The organism is Pseudomonas sp. KBS0710, from assembly GCF_005938045.2.
Classification (GTDB): domain Bacteria; phylum Pseudomonadota; class Gammaproteobacteria; order Pseudomonadales; family Pseudomonadaceae; genus Aquipseudomonas.
The window spans coordinates 4,259,128-4,281,392 of sequence record NZ_VCCF02000001.1; the positions used below are offsets into that span (position 1 = coordinate 4,259,128).

Here is a 22,265-nt window from a genome sequence, read left to right on the forward strand (position 1 = left end):
CAGCAGACTGTCGGCTGCGGGAGGGGCGACTTGAGTGCCAAGCCCCCAACTTGTGAACCAATCGTCATCTATCCGACGAACATATCGCCCTTTTTCTTGCCGCTTGTAGCTTAAAGCTTGAAGCTGCACCTATTCCTTTTGGTCTGGAAGCCGTGTTCCGTTAGAATAGTCGGCTTTTTCACGGCGGGAGTCAGGCAGCATGGCGCAGCAGTATCAACCGGGGCAACGCTGGATTAGTGACAGCGAAGCAGAGCTGGGGTTAGGCACCGTTCTGGCACAGGACGGGCGCTTGTTGACCGTGCTCTATCCGGCCACTGGCGACACTCGTCAGTATGCGCTACGGAATGCGCCCCTCACTCGTGTGAGGTTTTCGCCGGGTGACAGCATCACCCATTTCGAAGGCTGGAAAATGACCGTACAGGAAGTCGACGACGTCGATGGCCTGCTGGTCTACCACGGCCTCAATGGGCAGAACGAGCAGGTCACCCTGCCGGAAACCCAACTGTCGAACTTCATCCAGTTCCGTCTGGCCAGCGACCGTCTGTTCGCCGGGCAGATCGACCCGCTGGCCTGGTTCTCGCTGCGCTACCACACGCTGGAACACACCAGCCGTCAGTTGCAGTCCTCGCTGTGGGGCTTGGGCGGCGTGCGTGCGCAACCTATTGCTCACCAACTGCACATCGCCCGCGAAGTCGCTGACCGTATCGCGCCACGGGTATTGCTGGCCGACGAAGTGGGCCTGGGCAAGACCATCGAAGCGGGCCTGGTGATCCATCGCCAACTGCTGTCGGGCCGCGCCAACCGCGTGCTGATCCTGGTACCGGAAAACCTCCAGCACCAGTGGCTGGTGGAAATGCGCCGCCGCTTTAACCTGCAGGTTGCGCTGTTCGACGAAGAACGTTTTATCGAAAGCGATGCCACCAACCCGTTCGAAGACACCCAGCTGGCGCTGGTAGCCCTGGAATGGCTGGTGGACGACGAGAAGGCCCAGGACGCGCTGTTCGCCGCCGGCTGGGACCTGCTGGTGGTCGACGAAGCCCACCACTTGGTGTGGCATGAAGAAAAAGCCAGCCCGGAATACGCGCTGGTCGAGCAACTGGCCGAAGTGATCCCTGGCGTGTTGCTGCTCACCGCCACCCCGGAACAACTGGGCCAGGACAGCCACTTCGCGCGCCTGCGCCTGTTGGACCCGAACCGCTTCCACGACCTGCACGCCTTCCGCGCCGAAAGCGAGAACTATCGCCCGGTAGCCGAAGCCGTACAGGAGTTGCTGGACAAGGGCCGCCTGTCGCCAAAAGCGCACAAAACCATCCAGGGTTTCCTCGGTGACGAAGGTGAAGCACTGCTCACCGCCGTCAACGATGGCGACACCGAAGCCAGCGCACGCCTGGTGCGTGAGCTGCTCGACCGCCACGGCACCGGCCGCGTATTGTTCCGTAACACCCGCGCCGCCGTGCAGGGTTTTCCGGAGCGCAAGCTGCACGCTTACCCGCTGCCAAACCCGGACGAATACCTGGAACTGCCGCTGGGCGAACACGCCGAGCTGTACCCGGAAGTCAGCTTCCAGTCGCAGCCGGATGTTGAAGAAGAAAACCGCTGGTGGCGTTTCGACCCGCGCGTCGAGTGGCTGATCGACCAGCTGAAAATGCTCAAGCGCACCAAAGTGCTGGTGATCTGCGCCCACGCCGAAACCGCCATGGACCTGGAAGACGCCCTGCGCGTGCGCTCCGGCATCCCGGCCACGGTGTTCCACGAGGGCATGAACATCCTCGAGCGTGACCGCGCCGCTGCCTACTTCGCAGACGAAGAGTTCGGCGCCCAGGTGCTGATCTGCTCGGAAATCGGCAGTGAAGGCCGTAACTTCCAGTTCTCCCACCACTTGGTGCTGTTCGACCTGCCGTCCCACCCCGACCTGCTGGAACAGCGGATCGGCCGTCTGGACCGGATCGGCCAGAAGCATGTGATCGAACTGCACCTGCCGTACCTGGAAACCAGCCCGCAAGAGCGCCTGTTCCAGTGGTATCACGAAGCGCTGAACGCGTTCCTCAACACCTGCCCGACCGGCAACGCCTTGCAGCATCAGTTTGGCCCGCGTCTGCTGCCGCTGCTGGAAAACGCCGACGACGGCGAGTGGCAAGCCCTGATCGACGAAGCGCGTGCCGAGCGCGAGCGTCTGGAACAGGAACTGCACACCGGTCGCGACCGTTTGCTGGAGCTCAACTCCGGCGGCGCGGGTGAAGGCGATGCGCTGGTGGAAGACATTCTTGAGCAAGACGACCAGTTCGCCCTGCCGATCTATATGGAAACCCTGTTCGACGCCTTCGGCATCGACAGCGAAGACCATTCGGAAAACGCACTGATCCTCAAGCCCAGCGAAAAAATGCTCGACGCCAGCTTCCCCCTGGGCGACGACGAAGGTGTGACCATCACCTACGACCGTAACCAGGCGCTGTCGCGTGAAGACATGCAGTTCATCACCTGGGAACACCCGATGGTGCAAGGCGGCATGGACCTGGTGCTGTCCGGCTCGATGGGCAACACCGCCGTGGCGCTGATCAAGAACAAGGCGCTCAAGCCGGGCACCGTGTTGCTGGAACTGCTTTACGTCAGTGAAGTGGTTGCCCCGCGCTCGCTGCAACTGGGCCGTTACCTGCCGCCGGCGGCGCTGCGCTGCCTGCTGGACACCAATGGCAATGACCTGTCGGGCCGTGTGTCGTTTGAAACGTTGAACGACCAGCTGGAAAGCGTGCCACGCGCCAGCGCCAACAAGTTCGTGCAGGCCCAGCGCGATCAGCTCACGCCGCGCATCAATGCCGGCGAAGAGAAGATCACCCCGCGTCACGCCGAGCGTGTGGCCGAGGCCAAACGTCGCCTGGCAGCCGACACCGACGAAGAACTGGCGCGCCTGACCGCGTTGCAAGCGGTCAACCCGACCGTGCGCGACAGCGAGCTGGTGGCCCTGCGCCAACAGCGCGAGCAAGGCCTGGCCATGCTCGACAAGGCGGCGCTGCGGTTGGAAGCGATTCGGGTGTTGGTGGCGGGTTGATAACCGCCCTGCCCTGCTAAAAAACAAGGCCCGCGCAATGCGGGCCTTTTTTATGATCGTGCCCCACGCGGAGCGTGGGACACGATCAAGCTACAGCGGCAGCAGCAGGCACCTCCACCGCCCCCAACCCATCCTTCATCTTCTTGGCATCGCGCACAAAACTGCGCGAGGCCTGGAACAGAAACAGCATGGTCAAAAACAGCGCCACTGGAATCAGGTACATGGCGTCGTGCAAGCCCACCGCTTTGTACGCCTCGGTCATCTGCGCAGCGCCATCGGCGTACATCGCCGAATGGGCAAAATGGTCAGACAGGCCGCCCACCACCACTGGCCCCATGCCACCGCCGAGCAAGTACAAGCCGGCAAAAAACAACGCCATCGCCGTGGCGCGCAGGCGTGGCTCAACCACGTCCTGAATCGCCGTGTACACGCAGGTGTAGAAGTTATAGGCGAACAACCAGCCCACACTGAACAGCGCCACAAACACGCCAATCTCAATGCGCCCGGCATGCAAGGCCCAGGCAGTGGTGATGGTCGAGATAATCAAGCTGCACGCGGCAAACAGCAGCCGGCCGTTGGCGACCCGCTGATGGATCTTGTCGGCAATCCAGCCGCCCAGGGTCAGGCCCACCAGCCCGGTGATGCCGACGATCACGCCGGTGGCCACCGCCGCGTCCTGCAACGGCATCAGGAAGTAGCGCTGCAACATCGGCACCAGGAACGAGTTGCACGCATAAGTGGCGAAGTTAAAGCACAACCCGGCCAGCACCAGCCACAGGAAGGTCGGCACCGCCAGAACGCGACGAATCGGGCGATCGACGCGCTCTTGGGAGACTTGCACGGTTTCCGCCGCGCCGCGCTTGGGTTCCTTGACATAGAACATGAAGATCGCGAGGATCAGCCCCGGCACGGCGGCGATAAAGAACGGTGCTCGCCAGCTGTCAAACGCCTTGACCATTGCGCCAATGGTGAAAAACGCCAGCAGCAGGCCCAACGGCAGGCCCAGCATGAAGATGCCCATGGCCCGCGCGCGGCGGTGCGCGGGAAACAAGTCGCCGATCAGCGAATTGGCCGCTGGCGCATAGCTGGCCTCGCCGATGCCAATGCCCATGCGCACCAGCAAAAAGGTCCAGAAGCTGCCGACCATGCCGTTGACCGCCGTCAGCCCGCTCCAGGCGAACAGGCCCCAACCCATCAGTTTGCTGCGTGAACCGGTGTCGGCCAGGCGCCCGAGCGGCAGGCCGGCGATGGCGTAGACGATAGTAAAGGCGGTGCCGATGATGCCGAGCTGGAAGTCGCTCAATTGCCATTCCATGCGGATTGGCTCGATGATGATGGCGGGAATGGTGCGGTCGAAGAAATTGAACAGGTTGGCGAGGAACAGCAGGAACAGAATGCGCCAGGCATTCGCCGCTTGGGTCGAGTTCTGCATGGGTCCGTCTCTTTTATTGTTATGAGAGCTGCGATGCCCGATGCATCCTGCCCGGTACCTGCAACATAATCAGGCCTGGCACACTTGTCTGTAATGATTCGTAAAGCTGATAGGGCATGATTTCACCCGCAACCGCGGGACTTTCCCTACGAAAATATAAGTTCTCGCCCCCCTTCCCAACCGCCATGGCACGGATAGAATGGCGAGCCTTCCGTAACACCCACATCCTACTTTTCTTATCGATGACGCCCATGTCCGAAGCCAGTCCGTGTCTGAGTTGCGGTGCCTGCTGTTCACACTTTCGCGTGTCTTTCTTCTGGGGCGAGTGCGCCTCATCGGGCGGCACGGTGCCCGATGACCTGGTGGTGCAGATCAACCCCACACGCGTAGCGATGATCGGTACCGACCAGAAACCCGCCAGGTGTTGCAGCCTTGAGGGTGAGGTCGGCAAGGGCACCCGTTGCACCATCTATGAACAACGCTCAAGCCCCTGCCGGGAGTTCGACGCGTCATGGAGCCAGGGCGAGCAGAACGTCGACTGCGACAAGGCGCGCGCGGCCTTCGGCCTGCCGCCGTTAGAGGCACCTTTCGAATTGGACCTGCCGATCAGCGCTTAGCATCAAACGCTATGGCGGGCATGCCAAAATGGTTGAGAGCAAAGTGCCATTATCCCTGGCAAATCCCGCGAGGCTTCTATACTCGACTTCATAGGTCATCGCCGTAGGCTGTGACGTGACTCTATGATGGGGCTTGCTATGGAATGGCTGGGTCTGCATTTTTTTACCGACCTGCCAGAGAATGGGCATTTATTACTCAATTGCAGTCATAACCCGTTCCTGGTGCTACTGGCGTATCTGGTTGCTTGCGCAGCCGGCTTCGGCACGCTGGACATGGCTGAACGCGTCGGCCATGTCGAAGACCCTACCGCCCGCCGTCATTGGCGCTGGCTGGGCGCGGGTTGCCTGGCAGGTGGCATTTGGTCGACGCACTTCATCAGCATGCTGGCCTTCCAGGCGCCTATCGCCATTCATTATGAATTGCTCATGACGTTCGCTTCGCTGGTGATCGCCTTGATCGCTTCGCTGTTCGCCATGCAAACCCTCAGTCATACCCATCTGCGTTTCCATCAATACCTGCTGGCGTCGGTGTGGATGGGCATCGGTATCGCGTTGATGCATTACGTCGGCATGTCGGCCATGCGCTCCCAGGCCGATGTGTACTTCGGGACAGACCTGTTCCTGGCCTCCGTGGCCATTGCCATCGGCGCCAGCCTGGCCGCGCTGTTGCTGTCGAGCTACCTGCGCACCGGCTCCGGCGTGTTCCATCAGTTGCTCAAATACGCCGCCAGCCTGGTGCTGGGTGCCGGCATCCTGAGCATGCACTTCACCGGCATGGCCGCCATGCAAATGCTGGTGCCGACTGGGGCCGACCTTTCGTTACCGCTGGACAACAACCCGATTCAACTGGGCCTGTCGGTGGCCGTGATCACCCTGCTGGTGATCGGCAGCAGCGTCAGCGCTGCCCTCGCCGACAAAAAACTGCAGCACAAGGAGCGCGACCTGCGCCGGGTCAATGCCCTGCTCAGCGAGCTGGACCAAGCCCGCGCCTCGCTGCAGCAAGTGGCGCACTTCGATGCGCTGACCAGCCTGCTCAACCGTCGTGGTTTCAACCAGATCTTTGCAGAAAAAGTCGCGGAAAAAACCGCCAGTAACGGCATGATGGCGGTGATCTTCCTTGATATCGACCACTTCAAGCGCATCAATGACAGCCTCGGCCACGATGCCGGCGACCAACTGCTCACCGTGCTGGCCGGGCATATCAAGGGGTCGGTACGCAGCCATGAAGATGTGGTCGCGCGGTTTGGCGGCGACGAGTTCTGCATCCTGATCAATATTCACCATCGCGACGAAGCGCGGCACCTGGCCCAGCGCATCATGCAAAAAATGAAAGAACCGATCGAACTGGCCGGGCGGCGCATGGTGATGACCACCAGCATCGGCATCAGCCTGTTCCCCGATGACGGGCTGACCTGCGAAGAGTTGCTTAAAACCGCTGACCTGGCGCTGTACCAGTCCAAGGATGCCGGTCGCAACAGCCTGAACTTCTTCAGCTCCAACCTTAAAACCCGCGCCTTCCTTGAGCTGCAACTGGAAGAGGAGTTGCGCGCCGCGCTGCGCGGCCGCAATGAATTGGTGCTGTTCTACCAGCCTATCTTCGACATGAAACTGGGTAAGGTCACTCGCCTGGAAGCGCTGGTGCGCTGGCAGCATCCGCAACACGGGCTGCTGGCGCCGGACCGGTTTATCGGCATCGCTGAAAACAACGGTTTGATTGCCGAACTCGACCACTGGGTATTGCGTCAGGCCTGTCACGATTTGAGCCTGCTGTCTGACCGCGGTTACACCGAGTTGACCATGGCCGTGAACTGCTCGGCCTTGAACCTGGCCCGTGACGAACTGGCCGATGAGATCGAGGCCGCCCTGCGTTTTGCCGGGATCACCGCCAGCCGCCTGGAACTGGAAGTCACCGAAAACGCGCTGATGGGCAATATCAGCAGCACCCTGGCGCTGTTGCGCCAGATCCGCGCCTTGGGCGTTTCGCTGGCCATTGATGATTTCGGCACCGGGTATTCATCCCTGGCCTACCTCAAGCGCCTGCCGCTCAATACCCTGAAGATCGACCGGTCGTTTATCCAGGACATCCCCAAGTCCACCGCCGATGTCGAGATTGTGCAGGCGATCATCGGCATGGCCCACACCCTGCACTTGCAGGTGGTCACCGAAGGCGTGGAAACCCAGGCGCAATTTGAACTGCTGCTCAAGCACGGCTGCGACTATATCCAGGGTTACTTGCTCAGCCCGGCTGTGCCCTTGAGCGATGTGGTGGGTGTGATCCAGGGCATCCAGATGCGTAACCCGCTTTACCCATTCAGCGTCGAGGGCAATAAAGAGGCCCTCGCGCCGAAAGACACCGGCGCAGGCCGTATCGGGCCGCCGTCCATTGTCAGGCCAATTCGCTGACGCCGAAATTTTGGCATTTAGCCATCATCCGCCTAAAGAACGCCGACGAACGGCCGATTCATCAGAGTCCGGCGCCGATTCCCCTTGAAAACCAAAGGTTAAACCCGAGCGCCCCGGACTCAGACGCACTGTAAAGTCGCGAACTCTCATTCAGTGATGGCGCCTGGATTTTTTGGGCCGTCCGTCCAGGTACATGGCGCCCAATGACTTCCAAAAATAATGCTGTATCCGAGATCTGCGACGCACTGCCGACCGTTCCTGCCGAGAAACCCTCAAGCACCAAGTCATTGAGCAGCGCCCGACCGCTGTCTACCCAGCAATACCTGTACTTCACCGAAACCAATACCGACCGCATCCTGGATAACCTCGACGGCCTGCGCGACATGGTGTTCCCGCGCCCGCCCCAATCCGAAGGCGACGCTGATACGCGCAGTGAGCAGGAATTTCCCTCGGTGTGCCTGATCGGCCTGGGCCGCTGCGGTTCGAACATCGCGCTGGACGTGGCGGAGTTGGTGTACAACGCGCGCAAGTTCTACCTCAATGAATTCAGCACCGAAGATAAATCGACAGACAAGGGCTACAGCCCCGCCCAATGGATCCGCAACAACTTGCGCCTGGGCGGCGGCAAGGCCACAAAGCCGGTGTTTTTGGTGGAACCGTTGGTGATGCTGGGCGACCTGGACAAGGACATTGCCGGGCGCATCCGCTTCTCGCGCAAGGGCGAAAAAAGCGGCTTCCTGCGCGACTACAGCAAGATGAAGATCATGGACCTCTCGGAGGTCCACGCCGGTGGCGCCGGTAACGCGCCGATCCTCGGCCAGTACCTGGCCAAGATCATCCTTAACAAAGACACCCAGCGCTTTTCCAGCCCCGACTGGAAGATGATTCACTCGTACCTGATCGATTCCTGCGGTATCAAGGCCAACCAGTCGCGCCTGTACTTCTCGATCTTCAGCGCCGGCGGCGGTACGGGTTCGGGCATGGCCTCGGAGTTCGGCCTGGCCCAGCAACACTCGTACATGAACAAGACCTTCGACACCAAGCCCGCTGACGAGCACGACAGCAAAAGCGGCCACGCCTTTGTGTTCGAGCCGATCTTCACCAGCGGCATTTGCGTGCTGCCGAATATCTCCGACCACCGCAGCGAAATGTCCGAGGCGCTGCACATCAACGCCGGGCGGTTGCTGTGCAAATACCTGTCGGAAGAATGGGATTTTTCATACAACTTCGACAATGAAGACAGCAGCGAAGCCAGTGTAAAAGGCCGTATTCGGCCGTGGAACGCGATGATGTTGATTTCCAACGACATCATGCGATACGCCGAAGAGAGCGATGACGGCAATATCCAGAACATTGACGTCAATGCCATGGAAAAACACGCCAACCAGTACATCTCCCAGCAGATCTTCAACATCCTCACCGCCCAGGCGGTGACCACCGACTACGACCAGAACTACTTCCGGCGCGCCGGCATCGATATCGGCGAAACCATCCGCCTGGATGCCAACGACCTGTTTATGAGCCTGGCCGGGCCGGTAGCGATTGCCTACGCCGAATCGGTGGTACCCGAAACCCCGGCGCCCTCGGGCGACAAGTTCAAGGTGTTCGATAAAGAGCCGCAGCGCCTGAATATCGACGACCTGTTCTTCCGCTCCATCGACCTGCCGCACTTCAATAAGGTCACCCAGGCCATCGAGGGCATCAGCCTGTTGCCGATCGAGTCCAAGCGCTACAAGGCGTCCCTGGAGCAATACAAGAACTCCGGCTATGACGCGGCGGCGCTGCATGACCTGCACTTCTTCAAGAACTGTTCGTCGGTGGTCTCGATTGTGTCGTTGCCCAAGGATTACAAGCTGTCCTACATGGACCTCAACCGGCTCAAGACCCATCTAAACAGCCTGTTCCCCAATACCACGCTCAAGCGTTATGCGCTGGTCATCGGCGCCTCGGCCAACTTGTCGCTGACCACCTTGATCGCCAAGAGCCCGTGTCTGTCGGATGATTTTTTGACCCTGATCGTGGCGTTTATCAAACGCTGCTTTGCGCGTAACCCGTACCGGTTCGACGAGACACTGGACAACTCGATCCTGGATTTCATCATCCATGAGGACTTCGATGAAGACCGCATCGACGAGCTGCTCAATGAGTTTGAAAACCCGGCGAAGATCCTCGATACCAACTGGTACGCGATCAAGCCGATGTATGAGAAGAAGTACCGCGAACTGATCAACGACAAGGACAAGTTTGTGTCGATCAACGATATTCGCCTGTCACGGGATTGCGTGAAGAAGGCGATCAAGTACCTGCGCGAGATTTACCGCCATCGGATCGGCAAGACCAAGGTTATTTCGTTGAATAACCATACTGGCAAGACTGCCTAGACCGAGTCACGGCCTTCGCGAGCAAGCCCGCTCCCACATTCGACTGAGTTCCTGCTGAAAGGGTGCGGTCGAATGTGGGAGCGGGCTTGCTCGCGAAGGCAATCTGTCAGTCACCGCCTATCTACAGCTTTGCCACACCTAGAAACAATTACCCAGGCGTTTGGCTTCGCGCAAAACTGTTCCCGTGACGCTTACGTCACCGTCACCTGTGACCTTTCTCTACGGCAAGATGCCATCACGGCGCCAGCGGTTACTCCGCTACACACTTGCCCGGCGAAAAAACACGCACTTTTATAGTGCAAGCCTTTCTTGCGCCGCCCTTTCCTGGATCAGAATCCACGGCGAAACCACCACCGCCCACAGGCTCGGATCGCGCTCAACCAGGTCCAACGCCCGCGTCGCAGACACTTCGCCAAGGCTCCCTGCGGCCAGCCACCCAGCGACTTTGTCGCGGTTATCCTCGGCCATTCCTTCGGCCGCTTCGATCAAATCCAGGCCGGCGTCGACCCACAATAGGGCACCCTTGGCAAAGAACGGTTCAAGCTCCTTCCAGGAAATTTCGGCGGTTTCACCGAGCAGCTTGGCATAGAGGGTGCTAGGTTCTTGCGTCATGGGAATTCACCTGAATAAAAAATCGGCGCAATCATAGCGTCAGGCGTCAGGCAGAAAAACCCAGTTGCAAATGAGGCACCGAACGAAAGTGTCAGGAAAGCCAAGGATTGCCTGAAACTCTGGCATCAGCCCGCCGCAATTCTGTCTTTTTCTTTCATTAAAGCGACACACCCAAGGTTTGCCCCCAGCAGCCAGCTTTTCAAGCGATGAACCGGCGCTCTACACTGTACCGGTACAGTTGCCAGGGCAATGCCGGGGGGATATCCGCGATATCTGATCCGGTTCTGCAGCTCACAAGGCCGCTAGAACTATAAAAAATACAACAGTAAGAGTGGAGCACTATGAATAAGGCTACTAAGCAGATTTCCAAACTGTTTGCCGCTATGGTCCTGGCTGGGGTTGCCGGCCATTCGTTCGCAGCCGACACCATCAAGATCGGTATCGCTGGCCCTAAAACAGGTCCAGTGACGCAATACGGCGACATGCAATTCATGGGTGCCAAGCAAGCAATCGCTGACATCAACGCCAAAGGCGGTGTCGACGGCAAAATGCTTGAAGCGAAAGAGTACGACGATGCGTGCGATCCAAAACAAGCCGTTGCCGTAGCGAACAAAGTGGTCAACGACGGCGTCAAGTACGTAGTCGGTCACCTCTGCTCCAGCTCCACTCAGCCCGCGTCCGATATCTATGAAGACGAAGGCGTGATCATGATCACCCCGGCGGCTACCAGCCCGGAAATCACTTCCCGTGGCTATAAGCTGGTGTTCCGCACCATCGGCCTGGACAGCGCTCAAGGCCCAGCGGCCGGCAACTACATCGCCGACCACGTGAAGCCGAAAGTCGTCGCTGTTATCCACGACAAGCAGCAGTACGGTGAAGGCATCGCCACCGCCGTTAAACAGACCCTCGAGAAGAAAGGCGTGAAAGTCGCCCTGTTCGAAGGCATCAACGCAGGCGACAAAGACTTCGGCTCGCTGATCCAGAAGCTCAAGCAAGCCAACGTCGACTTCGTCTACTACGGCGGCTACCACCCAGAGCTGGGCCTGATCCTGCGCCAGGCCAAGGAAAAAGGGGTGAACGCCAAGTTCATGGGCCCAGAAGGTGTGGGTAACGACTCCATCTCGCAAATCGCCCAGGGCGCTTCCGAAGGCCTGCTGGTTACCCTGCCGAAATCCTTCGACACCGACCCGGCCAACAAGGCCATCGTTGAAGAGTTCACCAAGAACAAGCAGGACCCAACCGGTCCGTTCGTGTTCCCGGCGTACTCGGCCGTTGAAGTGATCGCCGGCGGTATCACTGCCGCGAAGAGCGAAGACACCGCCAAAGTGGCTGCTGCCATCCACGCCGGCACCTTCAAGACCCCAACTGGCGACCTGAGCTTCGACGCCAAGGGCGACCTGAAGGACTTCAAATTCGTGGTCTACGAATGGCACTTCGGTAAACCAAAAACCGAAGTTTCCCCTCAGTAAGCCAGGCGTTACTGGTCCAACAAGCCCACTGTGAGAGCAGTGGGCTTTGTTTTACGAGGTTTATGGGCCTGTCACCCGCGATCCGGGCGCTGGCTCACCTGAAAATCTTAAAACCGTCACCAGCGGTTCGCTGGCAAACGCTTCGTGCAACCTGATCACAGAGCAGGGCACCGAGCCGGAAATGACTCCACCAGTGAAATGCGTATCGGGTTTTTAGGAGCGCTGTAATGCCTGAGATCTATCATTTTTTCCAAACGCTGGTTAACGGCATGACCGTTGGCAGCACCTATGCCTTGATAGCCATTGGCTACACAATGGTTTACGGCATCATTGGAATGATCAACTTCGCCCATGGCGAGGTGTACATGATTGGTTCCTACGTGGCCTTCATCGCCCTTGCCGGGCTGGCCATGCTGGGTATCCACTCCCTGCCGCTGTTGATGACCGCTGCGTTCCTTGCATCGATCGTCGTGACCAGTGCCTATGGCTACAGTATCGAGCGCGTCGCCTACCGCCCCTTGCGTGGCAGCAACCGTTTGATCCCGCTGATTTCCGCCATCGGCATGTCGATTTTCCTGCAGAACACCGTATTGCTGTCCCAGGACTCCAAGGACAAGTCCATTCCCAACCTGATCCCGGGGAGCTTCTCCTTCGGCCCAGGTGGTGCACAAGAAGTGCTGATTTCGTACATGCAGGTGCTGGTTTTCGTCGTCACCCTGGTGGCGATGCTCGGCCTGACCCTGTTCATTTCCCGCTCCCGTCTGGGGCGCGCCTGCCGGGCCTGCGCCGAAGACATCAAGATGGCCAACCTGTTGGGCATCAACACCAACAACATCATCGCCCTGACCTTCGTGATCGGTGCTGCACTGGCGGCCGTTGCGGCGGTGCTGCTGAGCATGCAGTACGGCGTGATCAACCCCAACGCCGGTTTCCTGGTAGGGCTCAAGGCCTTTACTGCGGCGGTCTTGGGCGGCATCGGCAGTATTCCGGGCGCGATGCTCGGCGGGCTGGTGCTGGGTGTGGCTGAAGCCTTTGGCGCCGACGTGTTCGGCGACCAGTACAAGGACGTCGTGGCGTTCGGCCTGTTGGTTCTGGTGCTGTTGTTCCGTCCGACCGGCATTTTGGGCCGTCCGGAGGTTGAGAAAGTATGAGCAGATATCTTAAATCGGCGTTTTTCAGCGCCTTGCTGGTCTGGGCCGTGGCCTTTCCGGTACTCGGCCTCAAGCTGAGCATTGTCGGCATCAACCTGGAAGTGCATGGCACCGGTCCCGTGACCCTGACCATCATCGCCCTGTGCTCGGTGCTGATGTTCCTGCGCGTGCTGTTCACCCAGCAGGTCGGTGCGTTTTTCAAGGGTAACCGTGGCCCGTTGGTGTCGCCCAAGGTCAGCCAATTCCTGACCCTGCCGCGTACCCAGCGCTACATCATCATCGGTCTGATCGTGGCCGCGTTGATCTGGCCATTCTTCGGCTCGCGCGGCGCCGTCGACATCGCCACCCTGATCCTGATCTACGTGTTGCTGGGCCTGGGCCTGAACATCGTGGTGGGCCTCGCCGGTCTGCTTGACCTCGGTTATGTGGGCTTCTATGCCGTGGGTGCCTACACCTACGCACTGCTCTCGCATTACCTGGGCTGGGGCTTCTGGATCTGCCTGCCACTGGCCGGCATGGCGGCGGCCACCTTCGGCTTCCTGCTGGGCTTCCCGGTACTGCGCTTGCGCGGTGACTATCTGGCGATCGTGACCCTGGGCTTCGGTGAAATCATCCGTCTGTTCCTGCGTAACCTCACCGATATCACCGGTGGCCCCAACGGCATCAGCAGCATTCCCAAGCCAACGTTCTTCGGGCTGACGTTCGACCGCACCGCAGCCGAAGGCATGCAGACCTTCCACGAATACTTCGGGATCGACTACAACCCGGTGAGCAAAGTGGTGTTCCTGTACCTGGTGGCCCTGTTGCTGGCACTGGCGGCGCTGTTCGTGATCAACCGCCTGCTGCGCATGCCGATCGGCCGTGCGTGGGAAGCGTTGCGCGAAGATGAAATCGCCTGCCGTGCGTTAGGCATGAACCCGACAGTCATCAAGCTTTCGGCATTCACCCTCGGGGCAACCTTCGCCGGTTTCGCCGGCAGCTTCTTCGCGGCACGCCAAGGTTTGGTGACCCCGGAGTCGTTCACCTTCATCGAGTCGGCAATCATCCTCGCCATCGTGGTACTGGGTGGCATGGGCTCGCAGTTGGGCGTGATCCTGGCGGCAATCGTGATGATCCTGCTGCCGGAAATGATGCGTGAGTTCAGCGAATACCGCATGTTGATGTTCGGCGCCATGATGGTGCTGATGATGATCTGGCGTCCTCAAGGCCTGCTGCCCATGCAACGTCCACACATGGAGCTGCGCAAATGAGCCGCGAGATCCTGAAAGTCGAAAACTTGAGCATGCGTTTCGGCGGTTTGCTCGCGGTCAACGGCGTAGCCCTGACCGTCAAAGAGAAACAGGTTGTGGCACTGATCGGCCCGAACGGCGCCGGCAAGACCACGGTGTTCAACTGCCTCACCGGCTTCTACAAGCCGAGCGGTGGCAGCATCCTGCTGGATGGCCAACCCATTCAGGGCCTGGCCGGTCACGAGATCGCCCGCAAAGGCGTGGTGCGTACCTTCCAGAACGTGCGCCTGTTCAAGGATATGACAGCGGTCGAAAACCTGTTGATCGCCCAGCACCGTCACTTGAACACCAACTTCTTTGCTGGCCTGTTCAAGACTCCGGCGTTCCGCAAGAGCGAGCGCGAGGCCATGGAATACGCGGCGTACTGGCTGGACAAGGTCAACCTGACCGAGTTTGCCAACCGCCCCGCCGGCACCCTGGCTTATGGCCAACAACGCCGACTGGAAATCGCCCGTTGCATGATGACCCGCCCGCGGATCCTGATGCTCGACGAACCGGCCGCCGGCCTGAACCCCAAGGAAACCGAAGACCTCAAGGCGCTGATCAGCGTGCTGCGTGAGGAAAACAACGCCACGGTGCTGTTGATTGAACACGACATGAAACTGGTCATGAGCATTTCCGACCATATCGTAGTGATCAACCAGGGCACGCCACTGGCCAACGGCACGCCGGAGCAGATCCGCGACAACCCGGAAGTGATCAAAGCCTATTTGGGGGAAGCGTAAAATGCTGCAATTCGAAAACGTTTCCACTTTCTACGGCAAGATCCAGGCGCTGCACAGCGTCAACGTGGAAGTGCGCCAAGGTGAAATCGTCACGCTGATCGGCGCCAACGGTGCCGGCAAGTCGACGTTGCTGATGACCCTGTGCGGCTCGCCGCAAGCCCACAGCGGCAGCATCCGCTACATGGGTGAAGAACTGGTGGGTCAGGCCTCCTCCGAGATCATGCGCAAGAGCATTGCCGTGGTGCCCGAAGGCCGTCGTGTGTTCTCGCGCCTGACGGTAGAAGAGAACCTGGCCATGGGTGGGTTCTTTACCGACAAGGGCGACTACCAAGAGCAGATGGACAAGGTGCTGCACCTGTTCCCGAGGCTCAAGGAACGCTTCAGCCAGCGCGGCGGCACCATGTCCGGCGGCGAGCAGCAAATGCTCGCCATCGGCCGGGCGCTGATGAGCAAGCCCAAGCTGTTGTTGCTCGACGAGCCTTCACTGGGCCTGGCACCGATCATCATCCAGCAGATCTTCGACATCATCGAACAACTGCGCAAGGACGGTGTGACGGTGTTCCTGGTGGAGCAGAACGCCAACCAGGCGCTGAAAATCGCCGACCGCGCCTACGTGCTGGAAAACGGCCGGGTGGTGATGCAGGGCACCGGGGAGCAGTTGCTGACGGATCCGAAAGTGCGTGAAGCCTATCTCGGTGGCTGAGCCATTGAGGTAAACAAAAACGGCCCTCGGGCCGTTTTTTTATCGCCGCTTAAAGCGTCGCAACCAATTGCCCCTTGCTCGCGCGCTGGCCTGCCAGCATCAATGCCCCGCCCGATAGCAACAGGCCCGCCGCCAGGAAGATATACGCGCCGTACACGTCCAGCGGCGCGTCTAAATAGCCGATGACGCGCTCTGCCATATTCAATGTCTGAGAACACACCAGCGTACCGGTCAACGAGGCGATGGCCAGTACCGGCGTCACCGTTGCAGACACACGCCCCATGTAGCCTTCAGGCACGGCTTCCTGGAGCATCGGCCCTTGCACAATCGCAAACACCGAGAAGAACAACCCACAGCTGAACATCAGCGCCCAAGCCAGGTAAAACGGCGGATGCAGCGAATACGCCAGGTAACTGAACCCCATGCACAGCAGCGCAAAGGTAAAGGCCTGACGCGTACTCAGTGACTTCAACAGCGGCCGGACCAGCACGGCAGCAATCAACCCGCCCACAGGGAACGCTGCGAGAATCAGACCGTATTCATAAGGGCTCAAGCCCAAGGTTTTGAATGCGTACAAGGACAACGCGACGTTATTGACCCCCAGGGAAAACCCGTACAACGCGACACCGATCAGCAACGTCCTGATCGAGGCGTGCCCCCAGGAAAACCGCAGCCCTGCGAGCACTCCATGCCAAAAGGGCAGCCGTTGTTGCTCGGTCAGCAAGGTCCGGCGCAGGCCCTGGGTAGACGCGATACACAGGGCCGAACAGGCAAAGGCCAGCACATTGATCAGCAGTGCCAGGGCGGGGCCCACCCAGACAAATAAGGCCGGCCCAAGGGACGCCGACAACACTGAAATGCCCGTCAGGGAAAACATTGCCTTGGCCGATGCTTCAACGCGTCGTGCCGAAGGGATGACCACTTGCATAATCGCCTGGCGTGACGGGTTGAAAAACTGTGCGGCCGTGCTGTTAAACAACAACAACAGTAGAACACCGACGAGCACTTGCATCGGGTCCAGGCCGGCCAGCGAATAGATCACAAAAAAGATCAGGAAGTTGAGCACCCGAATCCCGTCCGCCGCGATCATCACGTACAGCGGCGTCATCCTGTCCACCCAAGCCCCGGCCAGTGGCGCTACCAGTACACGCGGTATAGCCGAAGCCGCCACTGCCAGGCCTACGGCCGTCGGCAAGAACGCACTGTCGTGAAACAAGTCAGTCACCAGCCACACAATGACGGTGCTCTCGAAAACGAACTCGCCAAACGATGAGAGGGCTTGCCCCAGCCACAGGAACGAGAAATTTCTGCTGATGAAAAAATCTGCAAAGCGCTTCTTCACAGCCAAAGCTCCTTATTGGTCTTGCGCACATTCGCCCAGTGCCAGGCATTGCTTGATCGTACAGCACGCGCCAACAGAGCTAGCGAACACTAAGACCCACGGCGCCATTTGCCCGGCATCGGAAATTTATTTACTACCTGCTGTAACGCAACCTGATGCCCCAACTCTAGAGGGGTAAGCAAGCAAAAACGCTTCCTTACCCAACCTCACTGCTGGAGTTACACCATGACTACTAAATCCCGTTCGCTGTCCGCCGCTACCCTCGTTCTGGCCCTGGGTTCGGCCCTGAGCTTTTCCGCCCTGACCAACATGGCCCACGCTGACGAAGCGAAAATGGACAAGTGCTTTGGTGTCGCCGAAGCCGGCAAGAACGATTGCGCTGCGGGCGCCGGTACTACCTGCGCCGGCACCTCGAAAGTCAAAGACCAGGCCAACGCCTGGAAACTGGTCCCGGCAGGCACTTGCGCCAAGACCCCAAGCTCCACCTCGCCGACCGGTTTCGGCCAGGAAGCAGCCTTTACCGCCAAGTCCTGAAACCCTGCAAAACCTGAGTACTGATGATGACGCTTTTACCTCAGCACACGGTCTCACCGGCTCAGGTGCCCGGCCTCCCTTATCGGGCCGGGCTGGGGCTGAAGAGCGAGCACTTTATTGAAGTGCTCGATACCTCGCCCGACATCGGTTTTTTTGAAGTGCACGCCGAAAACTACATGGTCGCCGGCGGCCCGTTTCATCACTACCTGGGTTTGATACGCGAACAGTACCCACTGTCATTGCATGGCGTGGGTCTGTCCATCGGCGGCGAAGGCCCGCTTAATCGTGAGCACCTGGCACGGTTGGCCACGCTGATCGAACGCTATCAACCCCACTCTTTTTCCGAACACCTGGCCTGGTCCAGCCACGGCCCAGTGTTCCTCAATGACTTGCTGCCGCTGGCCTACGACGCCGCGACCCTGCTCCGGGTGTGCGAGCACATCGATCAGGTACAAAGCACCCTCAAGCGGCCGATGCTGCTGGAGAACCCCTCGACGTACCTGCAGTTCCAACGCTCGACCCTGGACGAGACGGACTTCATCAGCGAGATCATCCGGCGCACCGGTTGCGGGCTGTTGCTGGACGTCAACAACGTCTATGTGTCGTGCATCAATCATCAGCGCGACCCACTGGCCTACCTCCATGCGCTGCCGTTGAAGGCCGTCGGTGAGATTCATCTGGCCGGTTTTGCCGAAGACACTGACAGCCTGGGCGACCGCCTGCTGATCGATGACCATGGCGCGCCCATCGATAACGCGGTGTGGCAACTCTACGAACAGGTACTCAAACACACCGGCCCCGTCGCCACGCTGATCGAGCGGGACAACCAGGTGCCCGCCTTCAGCGTGCTGCACGCCGAAGCCCAACACGCCGACTGGCATCTGTCACAGGCGAAGGTATTGACGCTATGAGCGATCAAGCTGCATTTGCCGGCGCCTTGCTCGATTCCGACCAGGCCTGCCCCGATGGGTTGTTCAGCAGCAACGGCGCCGACCCGGCCAGCCGATTTGCGGTGTATCGAAACAATGTCCACAGCTCGCTGATCAACGCGCTCGCCGCCGCTTACCCGGTGACGCTGCAATTGGTGGGCGAAGAGTTTTTCCGTGCGATGGCCAGCCTGTACGTGCAAGCCAGCCCGCCCGACAGCCCGTTGATCAGCGAATACGGCAGCACGTTTGCCGCGTTCATCCAGGCATTCGAGCCGGCTGCAAGCGTGCCTTACCTGGCGGACGTCGCACGCCTGGAACGCCTGCGGGTGCGTGCTTACCACGCCGCAGACAGCCAGCCACTGAATCAACAGGCCATCCTTGAACAACTGCAAGGCCCCGTCGACCTGGGGCAACTACGCCTGCACCTGCATCCGTCCCTGGCCACCATGCATTCGCCCTACGCCGTGGTTGCGGTATGGGCCGCGCACCAGACCGAAGGCGCCATCGCCACCTTGAACCCTTGGTACGCCCAAAGTGCACTGGTGTTGCGCCAGGGCCTGGCGGTCAAGGTCTTCGCCATCGACAGCGGTTCGGTGGCGTTTATTAACAGCCTCAATCAGGGGGCAGGCCTGGAAATGGCGGTGGAACACGCGCTTGAAGCCTCGGCCGAATTCGACCTCAACCACTGCCTGACGCTGCTGATCAGCCACGACGCCATCACTCATTTACACACAGAACAAAAGGAATCGCCATGAACACTCACCCTACTTGCCAGGTAAAACGGGTCATCGCGCTGTTCGAAAAAATCCCCTACAGCCTGATCGCCTTTCTCGCACGGTTTTCCATTGCGGCGGTGTTCTGGAAGTCCGGCCAGACCAAGGTCGAAGGTTTTGCCATTGATATCATCAACGGCACCTTCCAATTCGGCGAACCCAAGCTTGCGGCTTCGACCCTGCCGCTGTTTCGCAGCGAGTACCACGTGCCGTTGTTGTCGCCGGAAGTGGCCGCGCACATGGCGGCATTTGCCGAGCACTTTTTCCCGGTGCTGATCCTGGTGGGTTTTGCCACGCGCTTTTCGGCCGTGGCGCTGATCGGCATGACCTTGACCATTCAACTGTTCGTCTACCCGGAAGCCTATCCCACACACGGCACCTGGATCGCGTTGCTGCTGCTGTTGGTGGCCAAAGGCCCAGGCTGCCTGTCGATCGATCACCTGATCGCGCGTCGCTACCGCTGAAGGCGATCCAGGGCTTCGCCGCTGCGTCTGAACCAGTCCACCAGGTAGTCGGCCAATACTTGGGTTCGGCGCGGCAGGCCACCTTGATAAGGATGCACCAGGTACATCGGCATGCTGCGCGTTTGATAATCACGCAGCAGCCAGCGCAAGCGCCCGTCGGCCAGTTCCGCCGGTAACACGTAGGACGGCAGGCGAGCGATGCCGGCGCCCACCAGGGCAGCTTTTTTCAACAGGTTGTAGTGGTTGGAAGCGAAGGTACCGCTGACCCGCACCCGCAGCAGTTCATGTTGCTGGTGGTACAGCCATTCTTCACGCCCGCTGTAGTGGCTGTTGAGCAGGCAGGTGTGCGCGGCCAGATCCGCAGGCGTCAGCGGTTCGCCATGCTGCTCCAGGTAGGCCGGGCTGGCGCAGGTCATTTCATGCCAGGCCAGCAGCGGTTTGGCCACCAGCCGCTCGTTGTCCATCGCCCCCATGCGCACGCCCAAATCGAAGCCATCGCGCGCCAGGTCGCGGTAGCTGTTGTTCAGTTCCAGCTCGATCTGCACCTGCGGGTATTGCTGGGTGAACTCCAGCAACAAGCCATCAAAGAAGGTTTCTCCCAGCGACACCGGCACCGTCATCCGCACTGGCCCAGCCAGATCGTCCTTGAGCCGCGCCAACGCCTGACGGGCGCGCTCCACCTGGGCCACCAGCGCCTGAGCCTGGGGCAACAACGCCGCGCCGGCGGCGGTCAGGCTGAGTTTGCGCGTAGTGCGGTGCAGTAACACCACCGAAAACTTCGCTTCCAATTGGCTGATGCGCTTGGACAATTGGCCCTTGCTGCAGCCCAACTGCTCTGCCGCCAAGGTAAAACTGCCCGCCTCGATCAACACGGCAAAAGCCGCCAGGTCATCCATTTCGCTCATGGATTGTTTCCATTTGAAAACCAAAGGTTGCCTATTACCACGTTTATCCGCTTAAAAAGCCACCCTAGACTGAAACCTCACTTAATCCCCTGGAGGAACAGCACGATGAAAATCCTATTGATTGGTGCCAGCGGCACGGTCGGCTCAGCGGTCAAGGCGGAACTGGCGCAGCGTCACGAGGTGATCAGCATCGGCCGTAGCGGCGGCGACTTCCAGGTGGATATCAGCGACAGCGCGTCGATCCGCAAACTCTTCGAGCAGACCGGCAAGTTCGACGCACTGGTCTGCGCGGCAGGCAGTGTGAATTTCGTGGCATTGGGTGACATGAGCGAAGCGGACTTTGAACTGGGCCTGCGTGACAAGCTGATGGGCCAGGTCAACCTGCTGCTGATCGGCCGCGAATACGCCAACGACGGTGCTTCGTTCACCTTTACCAGCGGCATTCTCAACCGCGATCCGATCCGCACTGGTGCCTCTGCCGCGCTGGTCAATGGCGCATTGGACGCCTTCGTCAAGGCGGCGGCGATCGAACTGCCACGCGGCTTGCGCATCAACTCGGTAAGCCCGACCGTCCTGCTCGAAGCCATGGGCAGCTACGCCCCGTACTTCCGCGGCTACAAACCGGCGCCAGGCGCAGATGTGGCGCTGGCCTACGCGAAAAGTGTCGAGGGCTTGCAGACCGGTCAGACCTTTATCGTTGGCTGAGATCTGACGTCTGTCAGAATCGCCTGAACCCGGCGAACGGGCTTGTGGTGCGGTGCGAGCCTGCGTAACGTGGCGGCACTTGTTTGGAGACCCGATAATGCGCGCCGCCCGTACCCTTGCTCTGTTTGCCCTGCTGCCCCTGTTCACCGCTTGCCAGATGTTCGAGAGCGAACCGGCCAAACCGTCTACCGTCGGGTTGACCCGCATGCAGGGTGAACTGACGGCGGTGGGCGGCAAACTGTTGTTCCAGCCATGCGGCGACAAACGCAACTACGTGGTCAACGACACCGGCGGCACCAGCGTGCTGCAGGAAGCCGCGTCCCTGGCTGGCCAGCAAGGCGTGCTGTTTGCCGATTTACGTGGCAAGTTCTCCGGGGTGGCCAGCGGCACCCAGGGTTCGGTCGACCTGCAACAGTTGTATCGCGTAGAACGCTCGACCTCGGCCTGCAACGACCCGGACTTCAAACGCATGATCTTGCGGGCCAACGGCCATAAACCGGCCTGGGCGATGAACGTTACCGGCAAAGGCATGGTGCTGGAGCGCGAAGGCCAGCCACCACTGGCGGTGCCGTTTGTCGAAGAGCAACTGGGTGACGGCCGTTTCAACCTGATGACCGAAGCCAATAACCAGCACATCGAACTGTGGGTAGCCCCACAGCGCTGCATCGATGCCGTCAGCGGCAGCTTGCAGCACATGACCGCCGAGTTGCGGGTCAATGGTCAGGTGCAGCGCGGTTGTGCGTCATTCGGCGGCTCGCGGGACGACTGATTCGGCCTTGGGCTGT

At 59.8% G+C, this 22,265-nt stretch carries 19 protein-coding genes; 15 read left to right on the forward strand and 4 right to left on the reverse strand.

Translation table 11 applies throughout. The features are described from left to right. Positions 1 to 199: 199 nt before the first annotated feature. Positions 200 to 3,046: an RNA polymerase-associated protein RapA gene (gene rapA, locus FFI16_RS19520; protein WP_138816401.1), complete on the forward strand. Its 2,847-nt coding sequence runs from the start codon at positions 200 to 202 to the stop codon at positions 3,044 to 3,046. Between the two features lie 85 nt (positions 3,047 to 3,131). Here the strand turns inward: rapA and FFI16_RS19525 are convergent, their stop codons facing one another. Beyond that, on the reverse strand, positions 3,132 to 4,478 hold the full coding sequence (locus tag FFI16_RS19525) for an MFS transporter (RefSeq protein WP_138816402.1): 1,347 nt from the start codon (positions 4,476 to 4,478) through the stop codon (positions 3,132 to 3,134). A 251-nt stretch (positions 4,479 to 4,729) separates the two neighbouring features. On the opposite strand from FFI16_RS19525, the gene FFI16_RS19535 reads away from it, so the two are divergent. The 3 genes from FFI16_RS19535 to FFI16_RS19545 all read left to right on the forward strand — a co-directional run bounded on the left by FFI16_RS19535 (position 4,730) and on the right by FFI16_RS19545 (position 9,879). Then, entirely contained in the window at positions 4,730 to 5,095 is a 366-nt protein-coding gene (locus FFI16_RS19535) for a YkgJ family cysteine cluster protein (protein WP_138816404.1), read from the forward strand. Between the two features lie 138 nt (positions 5,096 to 5,233). Continuing rightward, positions 5,234 to 7,498, forward strand: a complete 2,265-nt coding sequence (locus FFI16_RS19540; protein WP_138816405.1) for a bifunctional diguanylate cyclase/phosphodiesterase — start codon at positions 5,234 to 5,236, stop codon at positions 7,496 to 7,498. A gap of 203 nt (positions 7,499 to 7,701) precedes the next feature. Next, entirely contained in the window at positions 7,702 to 9,879 is a 2,178-nt protein-coding gene (locus FFI16_RS19545; RefSeq protein ID WP_138816406.1) for a hypothetical protein, read from the forward strand. 291 nt (positions 9,880 to 10,170) lie between these two features. On the opposite strand, the gene FFI16_RS19550 is transcribed toward FFI16_RS19545, so the two are convergent. Next, the gene (locus FFI16_RS19550; RefSeq protein WP_017137214.1) at positions 10,171 to 10,491 is read right to left on the reverse strand and encodes a DUF2288 domain-containing protein; all 321 of its coding nucleotides are present in this window, start codon (positions 10,489 to 10,491) and stop codon (positions 10,171 to 10,173) included. A 341-nt stretch (positions 10,492 to 10,832) separates the two neighbouring features. On the opposite strand from FFI16_RS19550, the gene FFI16_RS19555 reads away from it, so the two are divergent. The 5 genes from FFI16_RS19555 to FFI16_RS19575 all read left to right on the forward strand — a co-directional run bounded on the left by FFI16_RS19555 (position 10,833) and on the right by FFI16_RS19575 (position 15,828). Then, positions 10,833 to 11,960, forward strand: coding sequence for a branched-chain amino acid ABC transporter substrate-binding protein (locus FFI16_RS19555; RefSeq protein WP_138816407.1), 1,128 nt, complete (start codon positions 10,833 to 10,835; stop codon positions 11,958 to 11,960). Between the two features lie 227 nt (positions 11,961 to 12,187). Next, positions 12,188 to 13,111: a high-affinity branched-chain amino acid ABC transporter permease LivH gene (livH, locus tag FFI16_RS19560; RefSeq protein WP_017479358.1), complete on the forward strand. Its 924-nt coding sequence runs from the start codon at positions 12,188 to 12,190 to the stop codon at positions 13,109 to 13,111. Next, positions 13,108 to 14,361, forward strand: coding sequence for a high-affinity branched-chain amino acid ABC transporter permease LivM (locus tag FFI16_RS19565; RefSeq protein ID WP_056857477.1), 1,254 nt, complete (start codon positions 13,108 to 13,110; stop codon positions 14,359 to 14,361). The genes livH and FFI16_RS19565 overlap by 4 nt, the downstream gene beginning before the upstream one ends. Then, a complete protein-coding gene (gene livG / locus FFI16_RS19570) occupies positions 14,358 to 15,125 on the forward strand; it encodes a high-affinity branched-chain amino acid ABC transporter ATP-binding protein LivG (protein WP_003193538.1) in 768 nt (255 codons plus the stop codon). The genes FFI16_RS19565 and livG overlap by 4 nt, the downstream gene beginning before the upstream one ends. Before the next feature lies 1 nt (position 15,126). Next, complete coding sequence (locus FFI16_RS19575; RefSeq protein WP_017137209.1) at positions 15,127 to 15,828, forward strand: ABC transporter ATP-binding protein; 702 nt, start codon at positions 15,127 to 15,129, stop codon at positions 15,826 to 15,828. Between the two features lie 49 nt (positions 15,829 to 15,877). On the opposite strand, the gene FFI16_RS19580 is transcribed toward FFI16_RS19575, so the two are convergent. Then, on the reverse strand, positions 15,878 to 17,170 hold the full coding sequence (locus FFI16_RS19580; RefSeq protein WP_138816408.1) for an MFS transporter: 1,293 nt from the start codon (positions 17,168 to 17,170) through the stop codon (positions 15,878 to 15,880). 225 nt (positions 17,171 to 17,395) lie between these two features. Between FFI16_RS19580 and FFI16_RS19585 the strand changes: the two genes are divergently transcribed. From FFI16_RS19585 to FFI16_RS19600, 4 genes are read left to right on the forward strand one after another with little or no spacing between them, the layout of a single operon-like run. Then, complete coding sequence (locus FFI16_RS19585) at positions 17,396 to 17,704, forward strand: DUF2282 domain-containing protein (RefSeq protein WP_138816409.1); 309 nt, start codon at positions 17,396 to 17,398, stop codon at positions 17,702 to 17,704. Positions 17,705 to 17,727: 23 nt separating this feature from the next. Next, positions 17,728 to 18,615: a DUF692 domain-containing protein gene (locus FFI16_RS19590; protein WP_138816410.1), complete on the forward strand. Its 888-nt coding sequence runs from the start codon at positions 17,728 to 17,730 to the stop codon at positions 18,613 to 18,615. Then, positions 18,612 to 19,388: a DNA-binding domain-containing protein gene (locus FFI16_RS19595; protein WP_138816411.1), complete on the forward strand. Its 777-nt coding sequence runs from the start codon at positions 18,612 to 18,614 to the stop codon at positions 19,386 to 19,388. Before FFI16_RS19590 ends, FFI16_RS19595 begins: the two co-directional genes overlap by 4 nt. Then, positions 19,385 to 19,870, forward strand: coding sequence for a DoxX family protein (locus FFI16_RS19600; protein ID WP_138816412.1), 486 nt, complete (start codon positions 19,385 to 19,387; stop codon positions 19,868 to 19,870). Before FFI16_RS19595 ends, FFI16_RS19600 begins: the two co-directional genes overlap by 4 nt. Here FFI16_RS19600 and FFI16_RS19605 read toward each other — a convergent pair. Beyond that, a complete protein-coding gene (locus tag FFI16_RS19605; RefSeq protein WP_138816413.1) occupies positions 19,861 to 20,775 on the reverse strand; it encodes a LysR family transcriptional regulator in 915 nt (304 codons plus the stop codon). The two genes, FFI16_RS19600 and FFI16_RS19605, sit on opposite strands and share 10 nt — an antisense overlap. Positions 20,776 to 20,880: 105 nt before the next feature. Here FFI16_RS19605 and FFI16_RS19610 point away from each other — a divergent pair, with 105 nt between their 5' ends. Further along, entirely contained in the window at positions 20,881 to 21,480 is a 600-nt protein-coding gene (locus FFI16_RS19610; RefSeq protein ID WP_138816414.1) for a short chain dehydrogenase, read from the forward strand. A gap of 97 nt (positions 21,481 to 21,577) precedes the next feature. Continuing rightward, on the forward strand, positions 21,578 to 22,249 hold the full coding sequence (locus FFI16_RS19615) for a COG3650 family protein (protein ID WP_138816415.1): 672 nt from the start codon (positions 21,578 to 21,580) through the stop codon (positions 22,247 to 22,249). The last annotated feature ends 16 nt before the right edge of the window (positions 22,250 to 22,265 follow it).

Excerpts from the sequence above, each read along its gene's own strand:
- livH (WP_017479358.1), top strand. The coding sequence starts at position 12,188 with ATGCCTGAGATCTATCATTTTTTCCAAACGCTGGTTAACGGCATGACC.
- livG (WP_003193538.1), top strand. The coding sequence starts at position 14,358 with ATGAGCCGCGAGATCCTGAAAGTCGAAAACTTGAGCATGCGTTTCGGC.
- FFI16_RS19595 (WP_138816411.1), top strand. The coding sequence starts at position 18,612 with ATGAGCGATCAAGCTGCATTTGCCGGCGCCTTGCTCGATTCCGACCAG.
- FFI16_RS19585 (WP_138816409.1), top strand. The coding sequence starts at position 17,396 with ATGACTACTAAATCCCGTTCGCTGTCCGCCGCTACCCTCGTTCTGGCC.
- FFI16_RS19550 (WP_017137214.1), bottom strand. The coding sequence starts at position 10,491 with ATGACGCAAGAACCTAGCACCCTCTATGCCAAGCTGCTCGGTGAAACC.
- FFI16_RS19555 (WP_138816407.1), top strand. The coding sequence starts at position 10,833 with ATGAATAAGGCTACTAAGCAGATTTCCAAACTGTTTGCCGCTATGGTC.
- FFI16_RS19605 (WP_138816413.1), bottom strand. The coding sequence starts at position 20,775 with ATGAGCGAAATGGATGACCTGGCGGCTTTTGCCGTGTTGATCGAGGCG.
- FFI16_RS19565 (WP_056857477.1), top strand. The coding sequence starts at position 13,108 with ATGAGCAGATATCTTAAATCGGCGTTTTTCAGCGCCTTGCTGGTCTGG.
- FFI16_RS19575 (WP_017137209.1), top strand. The coding sequence starts at position 15,127 with ATGCTGCAATTCGAAAACGTTTCCACTTTCTACGGCAAGATCCAGGCG.
- FFI16_RS19590 (WP_138816410.1), top strand. The coding sequence starts at position 17,728 with ATGATGACGCTTTTACCTCAGCACACGGTCTCACCGGCTCAGGTGCCC.
- FFI16_RS19525 (WP_138816402.1), bottom strand. The coding sequence starts at position 4,478 with ATGCAGAACTCGACCCAAGCGGCGAATGCCTGGCGCATTCTGTTCCTG.
- FFI16_RS19535 (WP_138816404.1), top strand. The coding sequence starts at position 4,730 with ATGTCCGAAGCCAGTCCGTGTCTGAGTTGCGGTGCCTGCTGTTCACAC.
- FFI16_RS19540 (WP_138816405.1), top strand. The coding sequence starts at position 5,234 with ATGGAATGGCTGGGTCTGCATTTTTTTACCGACCTGCCAGAGAATGGG.
- rapA (WP_138816401.1), top strand. The coding sequence starts at position 200 with ATGGCGCAGCAGTATCAACCGGGGCAACGCTGGATTAGTGACAGCGAA.
- FFI16_RS19600 (WP_138816412.1), top strand. The coding sequence starts at position 19,385 with ATGAACACTCACCCTACTTGCCAGGTAAAACGGGTCATCGCGCTGTTC.
- FFI16_RS19610 (WP_138816414.1), top strand. The coding sequence starts at position 20,881 with ATGAAAATCCTATTGATTGGTGCCAGCGGCACGGTCGGCTCAGCGGTC.
- FFI16_RS19615 (WP_138816415.1), top strand. The coding sequence starts at position 21,578 with ATGCGCGCCGCCCGTACCCTTGCTCTGTTTGCCCTGCTGCCCCTGTTC.
- FFI16_RS19545 (WP_138816406.1), top strand. The coding sequence starts at position 7,702 with ATGACTTCCAAAAATAATGCTGTATCCGAGATCTGCGACGCACTGCCG.